The 20,383-nt window shown below is 45.7% G+C and carries 9 protein-coding genes and 2 pseudogenes; 2 read left to right on the forward strand and 9 right to left on the reverse strand.

Annotated features, from left to right (window positions below; all coding sequences use genetic code 11):
* Positions 1-56: 56 nt before the first annotated feature.
* Positions 57-629: a PAS domain-containing protein gene (locus tag QUA57_RS22020; RefSeq protein ID WP_333063586.1), complete on the reverse strand. Its 573-nt coding sequence runs from the start codon at positions 627-629 to the stop codon at positions 57-59.
* A gap of 6 nt (positions 630-635) precedes the next feature.
* Positions 636-1,097, reverse strand: a complete 462-nt coding sequence (locus QUA57_RS22025) for a response regulator (protein WP_333063587.1) — start codon at positions 1,095-1,097, stop codon at positions 636-638.
* A gap of 422 nt (positions 1,098-1,519) precedes the next feature.
* Here QUA57_RS22025 and QUA57_RS22030 point away from each other — a divergent pair.
* Positions 1,520-1,948: pseudogene (locus QUA57_RS22030) on the forward strand (hybrid sensor histidine kinase/response regulator); the annotation flags it as partial.
* Positions 1,949-2,083: 135 nt separating this feature from the next.
* On the opposite strand, the gene QUA57_RS22035 reads toward QUA57_RS22030, so the two are convergent.
* From QUA57_RS22035 to cobA, 6 genes and pseudogenes are all read right to left on the reverse strand, one after another.
* Positions 2,084-3,259, reverse strand: coding sequence for a tetratricopeptide repeat-containing serine protease family protein (locus QUA57_RS22035; protein WP_333063589.1), 1,176 nt, complete (start codon positions 3,257-3,259; stop codon positions 2,084-2,086).
* Positions 3,260-3,352: 93 nt separating this feature from the next.
* On the reverse strand, positions 3,353-4,531 hold the full coding sequence (locus tag QUA57_RS22040; RefSeq protein ID WP_333063590.1) for a tetratricopeptide repeat-containing serine protease family protein: 1,179 nt from the start codon (positions 4,529-4,531) through the stop codon (positions 3,353-3,355).
* A gap of 226 nt (positions 4,532-4,757) precedes the next feature.
* Positions 4,758-4,967, reverse strand: a pseudogene (locus QUA57_RS22045) (type II toxin-antitoxin system death-on-curing family toxin); the annotation flags it as partial.
* Between the two features lie 12 nt (positions 4,968-4,979).
* Positions 4,980-5,150, reverse strand: a complete 171-nt coding sequence (locus tag QUA57_RS22050; RefSeq protein WP_333063591.1) for a Fic family protein — start codon at positions 5,148-5,150, stop codon at positions 4,980-4,982.
* Positions 5,137-5,328 carry a DUF2281 domain-containing protein gene (locus tag QUA57_RS22055; RefSeq protein WP_333063592.1) on the reverse strand — a complete coding sequence of 64 codons (192 nt, stop codon included), beginning with the start codon at positions 5,326-5,328 and terminating at the stop codon, positions 5,137-5,139. The genes QUA57_RS22050 and QUA57_RS22055 overlap by 14 nt, the downstream gene beginning before the upstream one ends.
* Positions 5,329-5,513: 185 nt before the next feature.
* Positions 5,514-7,085, reverse strand: coding sequence for a uroporphyrinogen-III C-methyltransferase (gene cobA, locus QUA57_RS22060; RefSeq protein ID WP_333063593.1), 1,572 nt, complete (start codon positions 7,083-7,085; stop codon positions 5,514-5,516).
* 141 nt (positions 7,086-7,226) lie between these two features.
* Here cobA and QUA57_RS22065 point away from each other — a divergent pair, with 141 nt between their 5' ends.
* The gene (locus QUA57_RS22065; protein ID WP_333063594.1) at positions 7,227-10,454 is read left to right on the forward strand and encodes a glycosyltransferase; all 3,228 of its coding nucleotides are present in this window, start codon (positions 7,227-7,229) and stop codon (positions 10,452-10,454) included.
* A 73-nt stretch (positions 10,455-10,527) separates the two neighbouring features.
* Here the strand turns inward: QUA57_RS22065 and QUA57_RS22070 are convergent, their stop codons facing one another.
* Positions 10,528-20,370, reverse strand: a complete 9,843-nt coding sequence (locus tag QUA57_RS22070; protein WP_333063595.1) for a tetratricopeptide repeat protein — start codon at positions 20,368-20,370, stop codon at positions 10,528-10,530.
* Between the last annotated feature and the right edge of the window lie 13 nt (positions 20,371-20,383).

The raw sequence follows: 20,383 nt of genomic DNA on the forward strand, positions 1-20,383 counted from the left end.
TGCACTTTATTCTCGATCACGCGCTCGAAACCTTTCGCGACGCAATATGCACTCGATTATTCAGCAAGCCCTAAATAACAGAGAGCGTGCCGCTGATTGCTATCTTTAATTGAGGCGATCGCCTCAATTAGTCGCTGCTCAAATTCTCGACGGTTGATTAAACCCGTCAGAGCATCGTGACTGGCTTCCCAAGAGAGTTGACGAGCATGATTGCGCGATTCCGTAACATCATGAAAGACGATGACTGCCCCGATAATTTGACCTTGGCAGTCTCGAATCGGTGCTGCTGAGTGTTCAATGGCATACTCCGTCCCATCGCGCGCAATCAGTTTAGTATGGTTAGCTAAGCCCACAATTCGCTTCTCCAACAGAGCCTTGTCGATCGGATTCTCTACTGGCTTTCGCATTACTTCATTAACAATTTCAAAGACTGTAGACAGGGGTAGTCCCTGAGCCTCATGAGCCTTCCAGCCTGTTAGTTGCTCAGCGATAGGATTGAAAAATCGCACATTACCTTGAGCATTGGTAGTAATAACTGCATCACCAATCGATTGGAGAGTCACTTGAGCGAGTTCTTTTTCGGCAAAGAGGGACGCTTCGAGACGTTGGCGTTCTTCGATTTCTCTCAAGAGACGTCAATTCTGCTCTTGGAGGCTTTGTTGCAACCGTCGGATGGTTAGGTGAGTTTCGACACGAGCTAATACTTCTTCGACTTGAAACGGCTTAGCAATATAATCTACGCCACCAACAGCCAGCCCCTGAACCTTATTGAAAGTTGCATTGAGAGCACTCAAAAAAATTATCGGAATGCCTGCGGTTTTCTCGTCATATTTTAATTGTTTACAAACTTCATAGCCATCCAAATCGGGCAATTTAATGTCTAGTAAAATTAGTTCCGTCCATGGCGATCGGGCGGCTCGGATCGCCATTTCACCTGTTGTGACACTGCGAACTTTATAACCATGTGCGCTCAAAGTACGGCCCAGAAGACGCAGGTTATCAGGCAGAGCGTCAACAATTAAAATATTGCCTCGGTAGTTGGTAGCTGGATCGCTAACTCTATCGCTAGTTCTCTCGATAATCCTACTCCTTTCCATAGTTTATTGCCCGAGGACTATAAGCCTATGAATAAGAGTATAGTTGAATTATTAGGTTATAAACTCACTTTACGCAGAAAGAAGTCCTGCGATCGCAGAGTTCTAGGAGTGGCACGCTGGCACAGCCCCTACAATATCTGACTTGTTGAGGTAGGAATAATCCCCCCGTGGTTGCCCTTCTTCGTTTCGGGTAACATGAGGAGAAGATTTTTGCAACCCAAGCAGCCGATTTATGAACAAGCACATTTCTTAAAGGGCAAGTCTACTCGTCATTGCGATCGGATGTCTCGTGCTGCTGGGTTGGCAATTTGACATCTCCGTACTCAACAGTGATTTTCCCGGTATGACTTCTATGATGAAGCGGGCAATGGCAGAACTCAATCGCTAAGCACTTCAGCACTCATTAATAATGCAGGTTAGATATGATTACACAAGTTTTTGAGACAGGAGGATTCATTCCTCATGGTCACTGCTATCTCTGGCAAACAAACTTAGTAGGATTACATATTTTATCCGATGGTTTAATCGCTTTAGCTTACTACTCCATCCCCATCATGCTAATCTACTTTGTGCGACAGCGGCAAGATACTCCATTTCAGAAAGTATTTTTTCTGTTTGGCGCTTTTATAATTGCCTGGGGTACAACTCATATCATGGAAATTTGGACGCTTTGGTTTCCTACTTATTGGCTTTCTGGAGGACTTAAAGCTATTACTGCTCTGATTTCTATATATACTGCATCTGAGCTAGTGTTTTTAATTCCATCAGCCTTAGCTTTACCTAGTCCAGCTCAACTTATTGTGGCAAATCAAGTCTTAGAGAAGGATATCAATGAGCGCCAGCGGGCTGAAAACGAACAGTTTGATAATGGAATTGAGGTTTAAGGTGATAGCAGTCATTGTTATTTACCTGCTGTTTGTAGGAACTTGATTAAGAATTAAAAATGACTAATCCCCTTTTTAATTCTTAATTCTTAACTTCTAATTCTACTGCAATTGCTTGATTCTGTTGAGCGCGTCTAGATACGCACTCGTTCTTCCGCCTTGCTTGTAAAGTTCTGCGGCTTTTTGAAAGTCAGCAATTGCTTGCGGTTTGTTGTTGTTGTTTTCGAGGCGGGCTAGAGCCCGGTTGTAGTAGGCGTCAGCAAAGCCGGGATTGGCTTCGATCGCCCGCGTGTATGCTGGAATCGGGTTAGTGCGTGTCTCGGGAGTGCTGGCGATGGTGATGGCATTACCAATATTGAAATGCAATTCCGGGGTGTTGTTGGGTTTGAAAGAGAGTGCTTTGTTGAAATCCTCGATCGCCTCGAAAGTAGATCCCTCATCTAAGTGCACCAGTCCTCGAAAATAAAAGGCCTCAGCGTCTTTTGGGTTGAGGGTGGATAGGGGAACTGCGGTAGGGCGAGAATTGTCTACTTTCAAATCGGATTTGTTCATTCCCGCCGCCGCCAGTTTCGCCATAAAAGTATTGATCGGAACTGCTGCATTAAATCCCGTTTTAATCGGGGCGACTTCGCCGGAACTGGTTTGAGCAAAACCGAATTCCCCTTGTCCGTGTAAACCGATGACTCGGCCTTCGGAGTCAAAAACTGGGCCGCCACTCATGCCGCTCCAAGTTACGGCCTGATACCGCAAAGTGTAACCTTCCGGGCGGTTGCGGGGGCGGCTGGTAACGAGTCCGGGAGAGAGTTCGGGTTCTCGTTCCGCGCCGAAAAGTCCGCCGGTAGCCGGATAGCCGTAAACGAAGATTTGAGTGCCGATGACAGCTTGATCGGAATCGGCGATCGTCGCGACTGGATAGTCTTCTGGGCTTTCAAATTTGACTACGGCTAAATCCGCCTCTGTTTCGGCTGTTTGCAGCCCGGTGACAGAGGTTGCTTGATAGTTTTTGCCTGTGGAGGTGCGAACTGTGTATTTGAGATCGGGTTTTTCGACGACGTGGTTGACTGTTAAAATTGTGTAAGTTTTGCCGTTTTTGGCAATAATTACGCCGGAACCGTCTCCTAGGGAACTGTTAACTTGCACTGTCACCGGCCCGGCAATGTTGGCGACTTGTTCGGGAGTTTTGGCTATCGCACTTTGGCTGATGATTATGGTTAGGGCAGCCGTAGTTCCTGCTAGCAAGGTGGTTAAGGTGTCGAAACGGGAAAAATTTACGTTCATGGTAGTTGCTGATTATATTAATTACCCTAGTTGGAAATTCAAACATCAAAATGAATAGCTTCATTTTGATGTTTAAACTCTTAAAGGCTAAGTTTATTGCAACTGTTTGATTCTGCTGAGCGCGTCTAGATACGCACTTGTTCGGCCGCCTTGCTTGTAAAGTTCTGCTGCTTTTTGAAAGTCGGCCATTGCTCGCGGTTTGTTGTTGTTTTCAAGGTAAGCTAAAGCTCGGTTGTAGTAGGCGTCGGCAAAACCGGGATTGGCTTTGATCGCCTGCGTGTATGCTTCCATAGCGCTGGGCGCGCGGGTTGTCTCGATGCTGGCGAGAAGAGTGCGGGCATTGCCGATGTTGAAATGCAATTCAGGAGTGTAGTTGGGCTTGAAAGTGAGTGCTTTGTAGAAATCATCGATCGCCCCCGAAGGATTGTCTTGATCTAACCGCGAAAGTCCTCGAAAATAATAAGCTTGGGCGTCTTGCGGATTGGCGGTGGATACGGGGCCTTGATTTGCGGGAGTATTGTCTACTTTCAACTCGGATTTGTTTATTCCCGCCGCCACTAGCTTGGCGATAAATGTATTGATGGGAACTGCTGCGTTAAATCCGGTTTTAATCGGGGCGACTTCGCCGGAACTGGTTTGAGCAAAACCGAATTCCCCTTGTCCGTGTAAACCGATGACTCGGCCTTCGGAGTCAAAAACTGGACCGCCACTCATGCCGCTCCAAGTTACGGCCTGATACCGCAAAGTGTAACCTTCCGGGCGGTTCCCCGGGCGGCTGGTAACGAGTCCGGGAGAGAGTTCGGGTTCTCGTTCCGCGCCGAAAAGTCCGCCCGTCGCGGGATAGCCGTAAACGAAGATTTGAGTGCCGATGACGGCTTGATCGGAATCGGCGATCGTCGCGACTGGATATTCTTCGGGACTTTCAAATTTGACTACGGCTAAATCCGGGTCAGTTTCGGCGGTTTGCAAACGGGTGACGGAGGTTGCTTGATAGTTTTTGCCTTTAGACGTGCGAACGGTGTATTTCACGTCTGCTTTTTCTACGACGTGGTTGACTGTTAAAACTGTGTAAGTTTTGCCTGTTTTGGCAATAATTACCCCAGAACCGTCTCCGAGGGAACTGTTAATTTGTACAGTCAGCGGCCCAGCAATGCTGGCGACTTCTTGGGGAGTTTTGGCGATCGCACTTTGGCTGATGACTATAGTTAAGGCTGCGGTAGTTCCTGCTAGCAGGGTGCTTAAGGTGTCGTAACGAGAAAAATTTATATTCATGGCTATTGCTAATTAGTAGTTGGGTAGCGGGATTTGGGGAAGAAAGGGCGATCGGCGGTTTGTGCTTTTTTTTGTTTAGTTTTATTACTGATTTGACGCAAAGGAGCTCGGCTTTGTTCTTTAGTGATAATTTTACTCGCTTTTTTGTTCCGCGATTCGCTATTTTAATGTAGGGTGAGTACGCCGCACCTTACTTAATCTCAATGAAGGCTGCCAAAATTACTTATTAAAACTCAAAGGTACATGACTCGAAATCGGTGGTTAGTTCTTCCTTAGTCATGGTTCCCGGTGCGACTCGCATGACTAAATTATATACTCCATCGTGGGTCAAATTCAGAGCGCAACCATTCAAACGTAAAAAGGGATATGTCACTGCAAAAGCCGTTCGTTTATTGCCGTCAATAAAGGGATGATTCATCGCTATTTGATAGAGATAGGCGGCAGCTTGTTAGCTAATCGTTGGATGGAAAAAATCTCCGCCAAAAGTTGCTTGTGGCTCACCCAAAGCCGACTCCAACAAGCCTTCATCTCTAACGCCGGGAGTGCCACCAAAGCTAGAAATCTGGTCTGCATGAAGTTCTTGCACTTCATCTAGAGAGAAAAATTTAGGAGTTGGCAAGGCGACGGTAAACCTCATCTCGTTCTTTGTTAGATGCTAGGTAAGCGTTCCAAACATTACTTTTTTCTGATTTTACAGGCTGTTTTGCCTGCAGGGTTAGTACAAAATCCAGCACTTCTTTCAACATAGTTTCTGGTACTTGGTCGAGTTCTTGAAGAAGTTTGTCTTTTGCGGTCATGTTTCTTTCCTCCTAGTTATTTTACAACTATTTTTTCCGAATTGATAAAAGTCTTGCAACCTAGAGATTGTACGCGAGCATCTGTAGGGACACGGCAGTGCCGTGTCCTTACTTACTTTTTTAAATTGGTATTACAACCATTTTACAAGCTACAGATTAGATAATTAACGGCTGCCCGCTCGCAGTTACGAACTTTGATATTCTGCAACCCATTCAACGATCGCCTCAGTCAATCCATCTAAGGTATATTCTTTGGCTTCCACATCTAACTTACCCAATAAATTCTGACAACTTTTGGAAGTTTCAGGGCCGATCGATGCGATGCAAACGTTTTCCAACCAATCCTTAGACAGGGACAATTTTGGGCTTTGTTGTATGAGATTGCAAAAGTTATGTACGGTTTTGGAACTGGCAAATGTTATGATATTTACGGCTTGATTTTGGAGTGCGGATAAGGCGAGCGTATCGATTGTTTCGGGACAGCAAGATTGGTAAGCTGGCACTTCTATTACTTGCGCTCCTTTGGCAGTGAATTCTTTAACTAAAACTTCTCTGCCGCCGCTTTCTACTCTGGGAAATAGAATCTTGCAGTTTTGCAAGTTATCGGGGAAGTTATCGACTAGGGAATCGGCGACAAAGTTCGGGGGAATAAAGTCTGCTTGTAGAGAGTGCGATCGCAAACTTTCTGCTGTTTTTTTACCGACAACTGCGATTTTAATGCCAAACAAGCTGCGGGCGTCTTTGCCTTTTGCTTGTAATCGTTGAAAAAAGCAGTCTACAGCGTTGTGGGAAGTGAGAATTAACCAGTGAAAGCTTGACAATTGTGCGATCGCACTGTCTAATGGTTCCCAAGTGGACGGCGGCCCAATTACCAAGGCGGGCATTTCGATCACGCGGGCTCCTTGTTGCTGGAGTCGATCGCTAAATTCAGCCGACTGAGAAACTGATCGCGTGACTAAAATTGTTTTTCCTGCTAGTGGCAATTTGCTGTTGCTAGCGGTGACTGGTGTATCGATCATATTTGTGCTTTCTGGCTGGATTAAATATTCGCGCAATCTAACTACTTCCCCAATTACGATCACGCAAGGCGACAGAGATTGACCTGCTGTTTGCTGTACAATGTTGGAGAGAGTACCGAGCCAAATTTGCTGTTCGGGGCGGCCACAATCTCGGATAATGGCGATCGGAGTTTGGGTCGATCGTCCGTGCTTTTGCAATTGCCAAATTATCTCGCTTAAATTGCGCCCTCCCATCAATATTACCAAAGTTTCTATCTGCACTAATGCTTCCCATTCCAAAGCATCCGGTTCATGGGCGCTCATCACTGCAAAACAGCGACTCATTACCGGATCTGTGAGGGTAATTCCTGCTAGTAAAGGTGCGGCTAATGCGGAAGATATTCCGGGTATTACTTCAAACTCGCAGCCGGCTGTGATTAATGCTTGAATTTCGGAACTAGAACGACCAAAAATAAACGGATCGCCACTTTTTAAGCGGATCACTTTTTTTCCTAATTGGCAATTTTCTACCAGCAAACGGTTGATTTCTTGCTGCTGGGTGGAAGGTTTGCCGCCGCGTTTCCCAACTTGGATTTTTCGACAAGTTGCTGGGATTAATTCGAGTTGGGGGATGTCGATGAGAGCATCGTAGATTAAGACTTCGGCTTGGGATAGCAGTTTGTGCGATCGCACTGTCATCAAGTTACAATCTCCGGGTCCCGCACCGACTAGATAAACTTTCCCTTTTTGGTTTTTCACAATTCCTCCTCGATAGTATAGTTTTATTAATATTGCTAGCCTATAGTAAGGTACGCATGGTGCACCCTACACTATAGTAAGGCGCGCCGAGGCGCACCCTACGTTATACTCAGCAGTTTGATTGTATAATAAAAGCTATTTATGCAGATTATCATCATCACCGCCGCCGATGCAAATTACTTTGAATTGGTGCAAGGTACTATTTTATCGGTGCGGGAAAAACCAGAGGGTGAAAATGTGGCGATCGGCTTTTTCGATCTCGGCTGCACTCCCCAACAGTTGCAGTGGCTGGAAACACAAGTTAATATCATTCAAAAGCCGGATTGGGACTTTGACTTTCCTGGCAGAAATGAATCTCCCGAACATTTAAAAGGACTATTAGTTAGACCTTGTTTGCGAAAATACTTTCCCAATTTTGATATATACCTTTGGATTGATGCGGATGCTTGGGTTCAAGACTGGAGAGCAATTAATTTGTTGGTTGAAGGAGCATCGCGCAGGGGACTGGCAATTGTTCCCGAAGTTCACAGGGCGAGCTTGCAGCAGTACGGGCAACTTCCTCAGTTTTGGCACTGGGTTTATCAACAATATGAAGCTAACTTTGGTGAAGAAATTGCTAAAAAATTCTACAGTTATCCGATATTAAATGCCGGAGTTTTCGCACTCCGAAAAGATACTTCGCACTGGGAAATATGGGCTGAAAAACTCAATCAAGGATTGCAAAGATCCGGCTGTGTCATGACAGATCAATTTGCCCTCAACCTCGCTGTTTACAGTGGCGAATTGTTCAATCTCACTGAAATGCTCCCAGCTTGGTGCAATTGGATATTCAACGGTTTTCCGGTTTGGGACAAGCAGCGAGGCTGTTTTGTGGAGCCTTACTTGCCGCAGGAGGCGATCGGCATTTTGCATTTAGCTGGCCGCCAGCAGTTTGACCGAGTACAATTGATGGCAACTGACGGCGATATACTGGAAATTAGCGTCCGTTATCAACCTAAAAAACAGGAAGCAATACCAATATTTCAAGAACCCAAAATGACTTACCAACAACCTGAACTTAGCAAAAATAATTTATTACAACCAGGGGATTACGTTTCGCCAGGGTTCCAAATAATTATACCTGACTCCTATTTCCCCAATATGATTATTGCCGATCCAAATGCGAGTAACTGGCCTTACTTGCGCCGGGAAATTCCGCATAATTGGTATGCAGACAAGCGCTATCCATTCATCGGGTTTTTGAATCGCGACGAAGCCCACATTCTTTACAATACAGCCCTGCAATTCAAAGGTAAAAAAGCATTAGAAATAGGTTGCTGGCTGGGTTGGTCAGCCTGTCATTTAGCGCTCGCAGGAGTTGCATTAGATGTCGTCGATCCGCTGTTAGAAAGAGAAGACATTAGACAAAGCGTAATCGACTCAATTCAAGGTGCTCTAAATGCGTCGGGCGTTCAAACATCAGTCGAGCTAATACCAGGCTACAGCCCCCAAAGAGTAGAAGAATTTTCCGCTCAATTCAACCGCAAATGGTCGTTAATTTTCATTGACGGAGAACACGGAGGTGATGGGCCGTTAAATGATGCCATTGCGTGTGAAAAATTGGCTGAGGAAGATGCAATAATTTTATTTCACGATTTAACCGCTCCAGATGTTGGTAAAGGTTTAGATTACTTGAAGCAAAGGGGATGGCAAACAGTAGTATATCAAACAATGCAAATTATGGGGGCTGCTTGGCGGGGTAATGTCGAGCCAGTAAAACATCAACCCGACCCCAATATTTCCTGGCAGTTGCCAGCACATTTGCACGGTTACAATATTAGCAGTCTAGAGACAATTAATTCTCAAAGAGCAAACCAAACCCATCAAAACCAACAGTCATCTTATACAAGAGATTGTTACCAATTAATTGGAGAAGGAACTCGCAGTTCTGCTAGAGAAATTATTCCCCTGCTGTTAGACTTGCTGCAACCGACTTTACCTAAAAGTGTGGTGGATGTGGGCTGCGGTACGGGAAGCTGGTTAGCGGCTTTTCACAAGTTGGGAATTGCTGATTGTTTAGGAATAGATGGCGATTATGTCGATCGCACTCTTTTAGAAATTCCTTTAAATCAGTTCAAGTCTTACGACTTAAAGCAACCGCTGCAAGTAGAAAGAAAGTTTGATTTGGCAATTTCTCTGGAAGTTGCGGAACATTTACCCAGTACCTGTGCGGAAAAATTTGTTAATTCTCTAACTAAACTAGCACCAGTAATTTTGTTTTCAGCAGCAATACCATTTCAAGGCGGTGTCGAACACGTTAACGAACAGTGGCCACAATATTGGGCTTATTACTTTGAGCAAAATGGTTTTGCAGTCATTGATTGCTTGAGAAAAAAAATATGGAACAATGAAAAAGTAGAGCCTTGGTACGCTCAGAATATCTTAATTTTTGTCAAAGAAGAATACTTGTCGAAATATCCCAGGTTAGTAAATGAGTATCAAAATACCGATTTAAATCTATTAGCGATTGTTCATCCAAAGATTTATTTTTACGGCTTACAAGCGGCTCAAAATTCTAGCGAAAATTCACATTCAAACCATCCTGAAAGCGTCCCGCAAATTGCGGCTTCGCCACAGCTTGAAAGTCAACCTTTGATATCTGTGATTATTCCCTGTTACAATCAAGCTCATTTTTTGTCGCAAGCAGTAACTAGCGTTATCAATCAAACTTACAAAAATTGGGAAATAATCATTGTCAATGATGGCAGCTTAGATAATACTAGCACAGCAGCCAAAAGTTGGATAGCAGCAAATCCCCAGCATCAAATGAGGCTAATAGAACAAGCTAATCAAGGGATATCAATGGCTAGAAATACTGGCATATTGGCAGCAAACGGCGAATACATAATGCCCTTAGATGCCGATGATATTTTAGCTCCAAATGCCTTGATTTGTCTTTTAGAAATATGTCTAAAATCCAAAGTACCTTGCGTAGCATTTGGTTCTTATCAACTTTTTGGCGGCAATGAAAATCACACAATACCCAGTTATGATTTATATTCACCAAAAAAAATCAAACAATCTAATATGATTTGCACGTCTTCATTGTATAACAAATCAGTTTGGAATTTGGTCACCGGTTACAAAGCAGAGATGAAAGAAGGTTATGAGGATTGGGAATTTTGGGTTAATTGTCACAAACATAGCATTCCTTTTTTGGGAACGAGAGAAATAGTTCTTAATTATCGTAGCGTTCATGGTTCTAGGAATGCAACTGCTCAACAATATCATCACAAATTGGTAGCACAAATTGTTGCTTACAATCCAGAACTATACGATGTTGAAAGTGTAAACAGTGCTAAAAAACTCTTGGAATCAATCGCCAATTAATCTTTTTTATAAAAACTAAAGTCTTTACTACGAACAATTTTCCGAAAGTTTGTAGTCAGGAATTTAGTGTTATCTACATATCGGCAATCACATCCAAAAAACGCTTAACCTGTTTTTCCCAAGTCCAATCTAGCATAAAATTAGCCGCAGCTAAACCGCGACGTTTTGATTCTTCGCGATTAGTATAAACTTGTTCCAAAGCCTCGACAACTTCTGCCACATCAGACTCTCCCCAACCTTCTACACCGGAAAAAGGAGCAGTAAGTTTAGCTCGTCCTTGACTCCATAAAGGATAGCAAATGTGGCTGTAAATCAAGTCTAAATGACCAGTATTTGCTGATAAAATAGTCGGAATTCCGCAGGCCATACTTTCCATCGCGACTAAATTAGTGCCACCTTCGCAGCGGTTGGTGAAAACAGCGCAGTCGGCTTCTCGCAAAATTTGTCCGGCGAGGTGATTGGGAATTAAGCCAATGTCGATAAAAGAGTCAACTGGCAAACCATTAGCCACTAACCATTGGGAAATTTCTAAACTTCCGTCGCGGTTGATATTGGGAAGTCCGGCAACGTTTCCGGTTTGTTCGATCCCTAACATATACTGAGGCCAAAAATTGTGCCATGTTGTTAATAACAAAGCCTCTGGATGTTTGGCGCGAAATCGTTTGAAAGCAGCAATTACAATATCTTGACCTTTGCGATATTCCAGTTTGCCGCCGGAGAAAATGACGAAGCGATCGCCAAATAGATTAGATTTAGGTGCAGGATGGAAAATTGTTGGGTCAATTCCTTGATGTACCATCGCCACATTAGTCAAGCCACAGCTTCTCAAAACATCCGCATTCCAGTTAGAACCTGCGACAATCACGCTATATTTTTTGGCTGTTTCTAGTGCTTCTGCTGTGATTCGTGTGTCTTCAAAAAATATGACTCCTATTTGACAAGCGCTGGTAATTTGATTGTCAACTCCAGAGGATGCTAAATTATTCCCCAAAGCATAAAGTACGGGAAAATTACAACTGATTTGTTTGTCGGAATTTGCTGCTACTAATTCCTGAAAAATTTTGTGCTTTTCAATTACAGGTAACAACAGCGATTTATGCAGCGGATTCATTGAATCTGAGGTGATTGATGGCGGTGCTAAAAGTGCAACTTCCCAGGCGGGATTTTGCCGCAGTTGTAGTGTTAAATTCATGGCGTAAATTCCCCAGCCGCTGGTGATGCTGAGGGGCCAACTAATGCCGATTCCGGTAATTTGTGGGGGAGTTTCTGGGGGTTGGATTTGAGGCGGAGTATCAGAATCTGCGTTAGCAGGCTGAGTATGAGAACGAGTAGATTGCAGGGGCGGTGCCCCCGTGCCCGCCCTATCTAGCAAGGCTGCTTTTATACGATCGCACACTCCATCCCAATCACCCGGTTTTTGCTGGCGAAACAGACGCACAGTGGGATACCAAGGGCTATCTTCGCGTTCAAGCATCCAGCGCCAATCGGGAACAAAAGACAGCAAAATCCAGACGGGTTTGCCCAAAGCACCGGCTAAATGCGCCACAGCAGTATCTACGCAAATTACTAAATCGAGTTGCGAAATAATTGCTGCTGTGTCGGCAAAATCAACGCAATGTTCGCTCAAATCTTCAATTTGGTGTTGATTTAATAAAGTGCGTGAAGCGCAGCTATCCTGTAGGGAATCGCCCGCTGACAAATCTTTCTGAAGACTGTAAAACCTCACTCCCGGAACATCTACAAATTTCACAAAATCGCTCAATTTACACGAGCGCTGATGATTGTTGCGGTGCAGCGGGCCGCCCGCCCACACAAGACCTACTTTTAGTTTATTGTTCGGCTCTAGGAAAAATTTAAAATCCTGTGGCGGAGCTAAATAAGGAATATTTGCCGGTATATTTTCCAAAGTCGTTCCCAGAATTCTGGGCAAACTTAGCAGGGGGGCTTGCACTTGAAAATCTATCAAATCGCTCGGCCTGACTCCTACTCGATCGACTCCGGCAATTCCTTCAAATAAACGCTTCAGCAAGACATGACAAGCAACAATAACTTTCCCACGTTTTTGCTTAACTAAAGGCGCGTAGCGGATAAACTGTATCGTATCGCCAAAACCTTGTTCAGGGTGCAGTAAAATTGTTTTTCCCTGCAAATCAGAGCCGTCCCAAAGCGGTTGCTCAAAAGAGCTCAGATCCAATTGTTCAGCTTGCCAGCGCGATTCGTACTCTGCAAAACCACGCTTCAAATCTCTAGTTAAGAGCAAAGCGAAGGCTAGTCTCAAGCGCCAATTTGGCGAGTTGGGACGTAGTTGAATTGCTTTATTGTAGAAGTTGATCGCCTCTGCGACTTGTCCCTGTTCTTCGAGGGCGGTACCCAAGTATAAGTGAGTTTCAGCCTGGTTGGGATTGATTTTTAGCGATTTTTGGTAATGAGCAATAGCCTCGGCTATTTGCCCGTTTTCCTGTTTGATATCACCTAAACAACTGTGGGCTTCTGCGTGGCTGGGTGAGGCAGCAATTACTTGTTCGTAGCGAGCGGCTGCTTCTGCTTTTTTACCTTGTTTTTGTAAAGCATTTGCTATGTGAAATTGTACCTGTGCGGGCGATAAGGAAAATCGAGGCGAAGCCTGGGGATATCCGTTCCCAGGCTGTGCCTGGTAACGATTAGAGATTAGGTGTTTTAAGGCAGTTTTTACGCGATCGCAAACTCCCACCCAATCCCCCGGTGTTTGCTGCCGAAACAGTCGCGCCGTCGGATACCAAGGGCTATCTTCGCGTTCCAACATCCACCGCCAATCCGGCATAAAACACAGCAAAATCCATACGGGTTTACCCAAAGCACCTGCTAAGTGCGCGATAGCGGTATCCACGCAAATTACTAAATCGAGTTGCGATATCACCGCCGCAGTATCGGCAAAATCGTTCAAATTCTCGCTCAAATCTATCACTGGAATTTGAGTTAACAAAGTACGATTGCCAGCCGACATTTCTTTCTGAAGACTGTAAAAAGTTACACCGCGAATATCTAACAATTGCAGGAAGTAGCTTAAATCGCTCGATCTCTGAAAATCCTTCAAATGTTCCGCACTTCCCGCCCACGCAATCCCAACTTTAAACTGACCATCGGAATTTAGAGAAAATTGCCAATTCGGCGGCGCAGCTAAATAAGGAACCTTTGCCGGTATATTTTCTAAATTTGTTCCGAGAATATACGGCAAACTCATCAGCGGTGCTTGCAGTTGGAAATCGGGCAATTCATCCATCCGAATCACCACTTGTTCAATCCCAGGAATCTGCTTAAATAAACGCTTCAGTTCTTGATAGCAAGAAAGGATTACTTTGCCGCCTTTTTGCTGCACAATTGCCGCGTATCGCACAAATTGAATGGCATCGCCCAAACCTTGTTCGGATCGGAGTAAAATAGTTTGCCCGTTCAAATCTGAACCGTCCCAAATCGGTTGGTCAAAATTCAACCTTTGCAATTTTTTCGCTTGTTCTGTTTGCCAGCGCCACTCGTATTCTGCTAAACCGCGCGGCAAGTCCCCAGTTAGCAGCAAGACTAAGCTTAAATTGAAGTGAGCTTTAACACAACTTTCATCAATTTCTAGAGCTTTAGTGTAACAAAAAATTGCTTGATTTACGTCTCCTAATTGTTCATTTGCACTGCCTAAATTAGTGAGAGCTTCTAGATAATTCGGATTCAAAGATATTGCTCGTTCCAAGCTAGAAATTGCCTGTTCTATTTTGCCAGCACCCAAGGATAACGTTCCCAGGTGATAGTGTCCTTTAGGATTGTTGGGTTCTGCTTCAATTGCACGCTCGTAAAGGCGTTCTGCCTCGGCTAACTGACCTTTTGCTTGCATCGCGGCACCCAAATTTACCAGCGCTGGCGCATAATTGGAATTGACAGAAAGTGCTTGATGAAAACAGGCGATCGCAGTCGGCAACTCGCCCTGCTGCTGGAGTGTCGCGCCCAGATTGTTGAGAGCTTTGACGTAAATCGGATTCAGGGCGATCGCCTTTTGAAAACAAGATACAGCATCGGGTATATTGCCTTGATCTTGCAGCAAAATACCCAAGTTATTGTGCGCTTGAGCGCAGTTCGGAGCGATTTCGATCGCGCGCTGATAATAGGTGGCAGCTTCGGCTAAATCGCCTGTTTGGTGCAGCGTCACTGCCAAATTCGTGGCGGCTTCGATCGAATTCGGCTGCCAAACTAAAGCCTTTTTAAAAAAAGCGATCGCCTCCGACAACCTACCTTGCGCTTTCAGAACGTTTCCGCAATTGAACTGTTCTTGAGCTAAGTCAACATAGGGCTGAGCTTCTATTAGTGGTTGAGCTTCCTGATGCTGAGAAATTCTTTTTCTGAGCGCCAAACTAGCTGGTTCTAAAACTCCTTCCCAATCTCCCGCTGTAGACTGGCGAAACAGGCGCGCCGTCGGATACCAAGGACTATCTTCGCGTTGCAACATCCACCGCCAATCCGGTACAAAACACAGCAAAATCCACACTGGTTTGCCCAAAGCACCAGCCAAGTGTGCCACACAAGTATCTACAGAAATTACTAAATCCAGAGCCGAGATTGCCGCCGCAGTATCCGCCAAGTCGTGCAAATAAGAGCTTAAATCTGTTACGGCCATTTGCTCTAACAAATCGCGCTCGTCTGCTGTCATTTCCTTTTGCAAACTGTAAAAATCTGCTCCGGGAATATCTAACACTTTGGTGAACAAATTTAGCGGAAACGATCGCACCTTATTTTGGGAGTATTGAGAATTTCCAGACCACACAATCCCTACTTTCAAATTAGTAGTTGGATTGAGAGTAAATTCGCAACCGGGCGGCGGAGCTAAATAAGGAACTTTGACGGGTATAGTTTCTAAAGTTGTTCCCAGAAGGTGAGGCAAACTCATGAGCTGCGCGCGCACTTGAAAATCCGGCGCATCCTCGGGATTAACTATTAACCCATCGATTCCCGAAACTTGTGCAAACAAGCGCTGCAACTGCGGCAAACACCAAACAATTACCCTACCGCCTTTTTGCTTGACTAAATCTGCGTAGCGGATAAACTGAATTGCATCGCCTAAACCCTGTTCCGGGCAAAGCAAAATAGTTTTTCCCTGCAAATCTTTGCCATCCCAAAGCGGCTGAATAAAGTTGTGGGCTCGGAACTGTTTTTCTTTAACTAGGAGTCGCCATTCGTACTCGCAAAAACCGCGCTGAAAGTCTCCCGCCAGCAGCAAAACTAAACCTAAATTTAGGTGAGATTCAGGATGGCCGACATTGAATTTAACTGTTTGGCTGTAGCAGGTGAGAGCATCTGCAACTTGGCCGCGATCGTGCAAAGCACTTCCCAAACTGGTGAGGGGATTGATATAACCGGGTTTGAGTTCGATCGCCCGACGGTAACAATCGATCGCCTCTGCCATTTTTCCCGCTTCCTCAAAAGCTTTGCCGAGATTGTTCAAAGCTTGTGGAAAGTCGGGTTTCAGGCTCAAAGCTTGCTCGTAGCAGGCGATCGCATCTTCAATTTTGCCCTGTTTCTGCAGGAGAATTCCCAGATTGCAGTGAGCCTGTGCACTGGCTGGCAAGGCCTGAATCGCTTGCTGGCAAACAGCTACATCCTCATCCAACTTATCTGGGCTAGACAGCGAACTCCCGAAAGCGAGATCAGTTTCTGCCCAATCCGGTTGCAGCGCCAGAGCTCGCTCGTAGTATGCGATGGCGCGGTCAATTTTGCCCTGTCGGATCGAGGCGTATGCTAAATGGTGCAGGGCGTCCACATAATTTGGATCGATCGCGATCGCCCGTTCGTAATTCGCGATCGCCCGTTCGTAATTCGCGCCCGCTTCCTCCCCTTGTTCCTCCAAAGCAATTCCCAAATTCAAATAAGCCACCGCGCAATTAGGATTGACTTGAATCGCTTGCTCGTAGCAGCTTATAGCCTCCGCCACATCCCCTTGCTCTTCCCGCAACAGCCCCAAATTAATCAGCGCTTCCGCGCAATTCGGGTTTAAAGACAGCGCCCGCTCATATTCTGCGATCGCCTCTTCAGTCTCTCCTGCTTCCGCGAGCGCGCTACCCAAATTGCTGGCAGTTTCCGCCAAATGCCCGTCGATTGCTAGGGCTTGTCGGTAGTGCGCGATCGCCTCTGTTAGCCTGCCCGTTTGCTGTTTGACAACCCCTAAATTGCTGTAGGCGGCTGCGTAATTAGGATCGATTGCGATCGCTCGCTCATAACAAGTGATCGCACCGCCCAAATCGGCTTGCTGCTGCAAATCCACGCCCAACCGAAACTCTGCATCCGCCGAATCCGACGGCACAAATGCAGCAGCAACCGCGCCTAGAGCTTCCGCCACCCGATCGAAAACGTCCTCCCAGTCGCCCCGCTGATGCTGGCGAAACAGCCGCGCCGTGGGATACCAAGGACTATCTTCACGCTCCAACAGCCACCGCCAATCCGGCGAAAACGCCAGCAAAATCCACGCTGGTTTGCCCAAAGCGCCCGCCAAATGGGCGACAGCGGTATCGACACTAATGACTAAATCCAGTTTGGCGATCGCAGCAGCAGTATCGGCCAAATCGCCAAAATGCGGACTCAAATCTACGATCGACGTTTGATTCAACAGCACCCGCTCGGCCTCGGAAACCTCTTTCTGCAAGCTGTAAAAACTTACCCCCGCAACGTCCAAAAGCGGCAGAAACTGGCTTAAACTGCACGAACGCTGCTTGTTTTTGCGGTGTTTTGGATTCCCCGCCCAGACAATGCCAACTTTCAAAGTGCGATCATCGGGCAGAAGCGTAAATTCAGCACCCGCAGGCGGAGATAAATAAGCAGTATTTGCCGGTATTGTTTCCAGCTTTGTACCGAGAACATACGGCAAACTCAACATCGGCGCTTGCACGTCAAATTCCGGCAGTGGCTCGCCTTTAACTATTAGCAAATCAATGCCGTCAACCGTTGCAAATAAACGCTGCAATTGCGGGTAACAGCCCACAATGACCCTGCCGCCTTTATTTTTGACGATCGCAGCGTAGCGAATAAACTGAAGCGAATCGCCTAAACCTTGTTCGGCGTGCAGCAAAATCGTCTTTCCCACCAAATCAGAACCGTCCCATAGCGGCCGGTATTCTCTCGCCGAAACAGTATTATCCGGCCCCGTCAAAAAACACGAGTGACCAGTGTGAAATTCTTTAATTTGCCAGCGCCACTCGTATTCGGCGAGACCATTTTCCAAATCTCCCACCAACAGCAAAGCCAAGGACAAATTCAGGTGAGCGCTAGCATGATCTGGACTTAAATGAATTGCTCGTCTGTAGCAGGCGATCGCATCTTCTACCGCGCCTTTTTCCAGAAACGTCCTGCCTAAATTGTTGATAGCTTCCACAAAATCCGGCAACAATTCGAGAGCTTTGTGATAATACTCCAGCGCCTCTTCTAAATTGCCCTGTTCTTGCAAAACTGTTGCTAGATTGTTGTAAGCTTCCCAGCTATGCGGCTGAATTTCCAGCGCTCGTCGGTACAGCTCGCTAGCCCTGAAAAGTCCCCCCTTTTCTTGCAGCGCCACAGCTAAATTAATCAGTGCGGGTACGAAATTCGGTTCAGCGACAAGAGCTTGTTCGTAATGTGCGATCGCCTCTTCCACTTGACCTTGTTCCTCAAAAATCTTTGCCAAGTTGTAAGATGTTTGAGGAATATTGGGATTAAGCGCTAAAGCTTCTCGGTAATACGACATAGCTGCGTCCACTTCGCCGTTTTCTTGCTTGAGAAAACCCAAATTAATCCGCGCTTGGACGCAACTTGGGTCAAGAGATATTATCTGTTCGTAAATGGCGATCGCCTCTTCCCTATCGCCTGTTTCCATTAAATGCTCTGCTTGCCGCAATAAATCCTCTAAAACAACCAAACTCTCCCCGCCAGTTCCGATCGCAACCGATGTCTCAATCCCCTGCGATTGCTTAGCTGCGGAGCCTTCTGCTAACCCTTCGCTCGCAATCACAAATATTTGTTTACTCTCTTGAACTACGCTTGCACCTGTCATTGTGAGCGCCACATAATCGAGGGAAGCCGTATGATTAGCACTCCTTGCGAGTGAAACGAAGTCAAGCGAATCTTTGGCATAATCCTCGGAATAACTAGCAGTATTGGCAATCGCAAAAGAACTCAAAGCCGCCTGCACTTCCTCAAACAATTCTTGCCAACTTTCCGGCTGACTTTGGCGGAAAAGCCTCGCAGTTGGATACCAAGGATTGTCTTCACGATCCAGCAGCCAACGCCAGTCAGGAGCAAAAGAAAGCAGCACCCAAACCGGTTTTCCTAAAGCACCGGCTAAGTGCGCCACAGCCGTATCGACACTAATGACTAAATCCAGTTGAGATATAGCCGAAGCGGTATCAGCAAAGTCGTTCAAATGCGGAGTTAAATCCGGCACTAAGTGTTGGTGTAACAAAGTGCGATCGCTCTGGGACAAGTTTTTTTGTAAACTATAAAAAGCAATCCCCGGAACCTCCAAAAATCGAATAAAATCGCTCAAGCTGCAAGAACGCTGATTGTCTTTCCGGCGCTTGTGGTTCCCCGCCCAAACAATACCTACCTTCAATTTTGCATCAGAAGAAAGCGCAAACTTGCACTCAGCAGGCGGAGCTAAATAAGGAACATTTGCCGGTATTGTTTCCAGAGTTGTCCCGACAATTCGCGGCAAACTCATCAGCGGCGCGTGAACATCAAATTCTGGCAAACCTTCAAGATTAACTGATAAATATTCAATACCAGCAACTGTCGCAAACAAGCGTATCAGTTCGGGGTAGCAAGCCACCATAACTTTAGCCCCTCGGCTGCGAAGAATCGGCGCGTAGCGAATAAACTGAATAGAATCGCCGAAGCCTTGCTCGACGTGGAGTAAAATAGTTTTTCCCTGCAAATTTGAACCATCCCAAACCGGCTGTTTAAATTGCCTCGGTTGTAGTTGCGGAGTGCGCCACCGCCACTCGTATTCAGCAAAACCGCGCTGAAAATCTCCGAACAATAGCAAAGTTAAGGCGAATTCCAGGTGGGCTGTGGCGTTGTCTGGCTGCAATTCCAAGGCTCGACTGTGACAAGAAAAAGCCTCTTGAAATTCTCCCAAATCGACCAAAGCGTGTCCGAGATTGTTAATAGCCTCCACGAAATCTGGCTTTAAGTTTAATGCTTGTCTGTAGTAGGGTATTGCGGCTTTTACATTTCCTTGTTCGTGGTAAAATGCTCCTACATTGTTGTGAGCTTCGGGATTGGTGGGTTCTAGTTTTACAGCTTGCTGGTAGCAGTTGAAAGCTTCGGCTAATTTCCCCTGCTGTTGCAAAACTGTTCCCAATCCCATCAGGGAATATATCAAATTTGGATTAATTTTTAAAGCGTGGACGTAATAAGTTATAGCCTCGTTTAACTGTTTTTTTTGTTTAAATAAGTGTCCTAAATTGTGCGCTGTTTCCGGCAGGTTGGGATCTAGTTTCAACGCTGTTTGGTAATATAAAATAGCCGCGTCTATTTCCCCTAATTGCTGTTTTACCCAGCCCAAATTATTGTAAGCGAGTGAGGAATTTGGCTGGATTTTGATGACTTGTTCGTAACTGGCAATCGCCCTTTGATATTGCCCTACATCCAGCAAAACATTAGCCTTATTTAAATGTGCTTCTACAAAATCGGGGTTTTGGGCGATCGCCTGTTCGTAAAAGTCGATCGCCTCTGCAATTTTTCCCTGCTGTCTCGCCGCTATTCCCAACAAACACAGCACGTTTGCTGATTCCGGCTGCACTTCTATTATTTGCCGGTACAAATTCTCAGCTTCTAACAAACGGCCCGCTTGGTGATGTTCCCAAGCTAATTTCAAAGAGTCTTCGGCACCCAGTTTGCAGGCAGATTTCCGAATTTTTTTTTGAGAAGCCATAGTTGTCTTGGTT

This window comes from Microcoleus sp. Pol7_B2 (assembly GCF_036701035.1).
Classification (GTDB): Bacteria; Cyanobacteriota; Cyanobacteriia; order Cyanobacteriales; family Microcoleaceae; genus Microcoleus.

What these genes read in the sequence shown, in the direction of transcription:
- QUA57_RS22025 (WP_333063587.1), bottom strand. Translation starts at nt 1,097, where the DNA reads ATGGAAAGGAGTAGGATTATCGAGAGAACTAGCGATAGAGTTAGCGAT.
- QUA57_RS22070 (WP_333063595.1), bottom strand. Translation starts at nt 20,370, where the DNA reads ATGGCTTCTCAAAAAAAAATTCGGAAATCTGCCTGCAAACTGGGTGCC.
- QUA57_RS22055 (WP_333063592.1), bottom strand. Translation starts at nt 5,328, where the DNA reads ATGACCGCAAAAGACAAACTTCTTCAAGAACTCGACCAAGTACCAGAA.
- QUA57_RS22040 (WP_333063590.1), bottom strand. Translation starts at nt 4,531, where the DNA reads ATGAATATAAATTTTTCTCGTTACGACACCTTAAGCACCCTGCTAGCA.
- QUA57_RS22035 (WP_333063589.1), bottom strand. Translation starts at nt 3,259, where the DNA reads ATGAACGTAAATTTTTCCCGTTTCGACACCTTAACCACCTTGCTAGCA.
- QUA57_RS22065 (WP_333063594.1), top strand. Translation starts at nt 7,227, where the DNA reads ATGCAGATTATCATCATCACCGCCGCCGATGCAAATTACTTTGAATTG.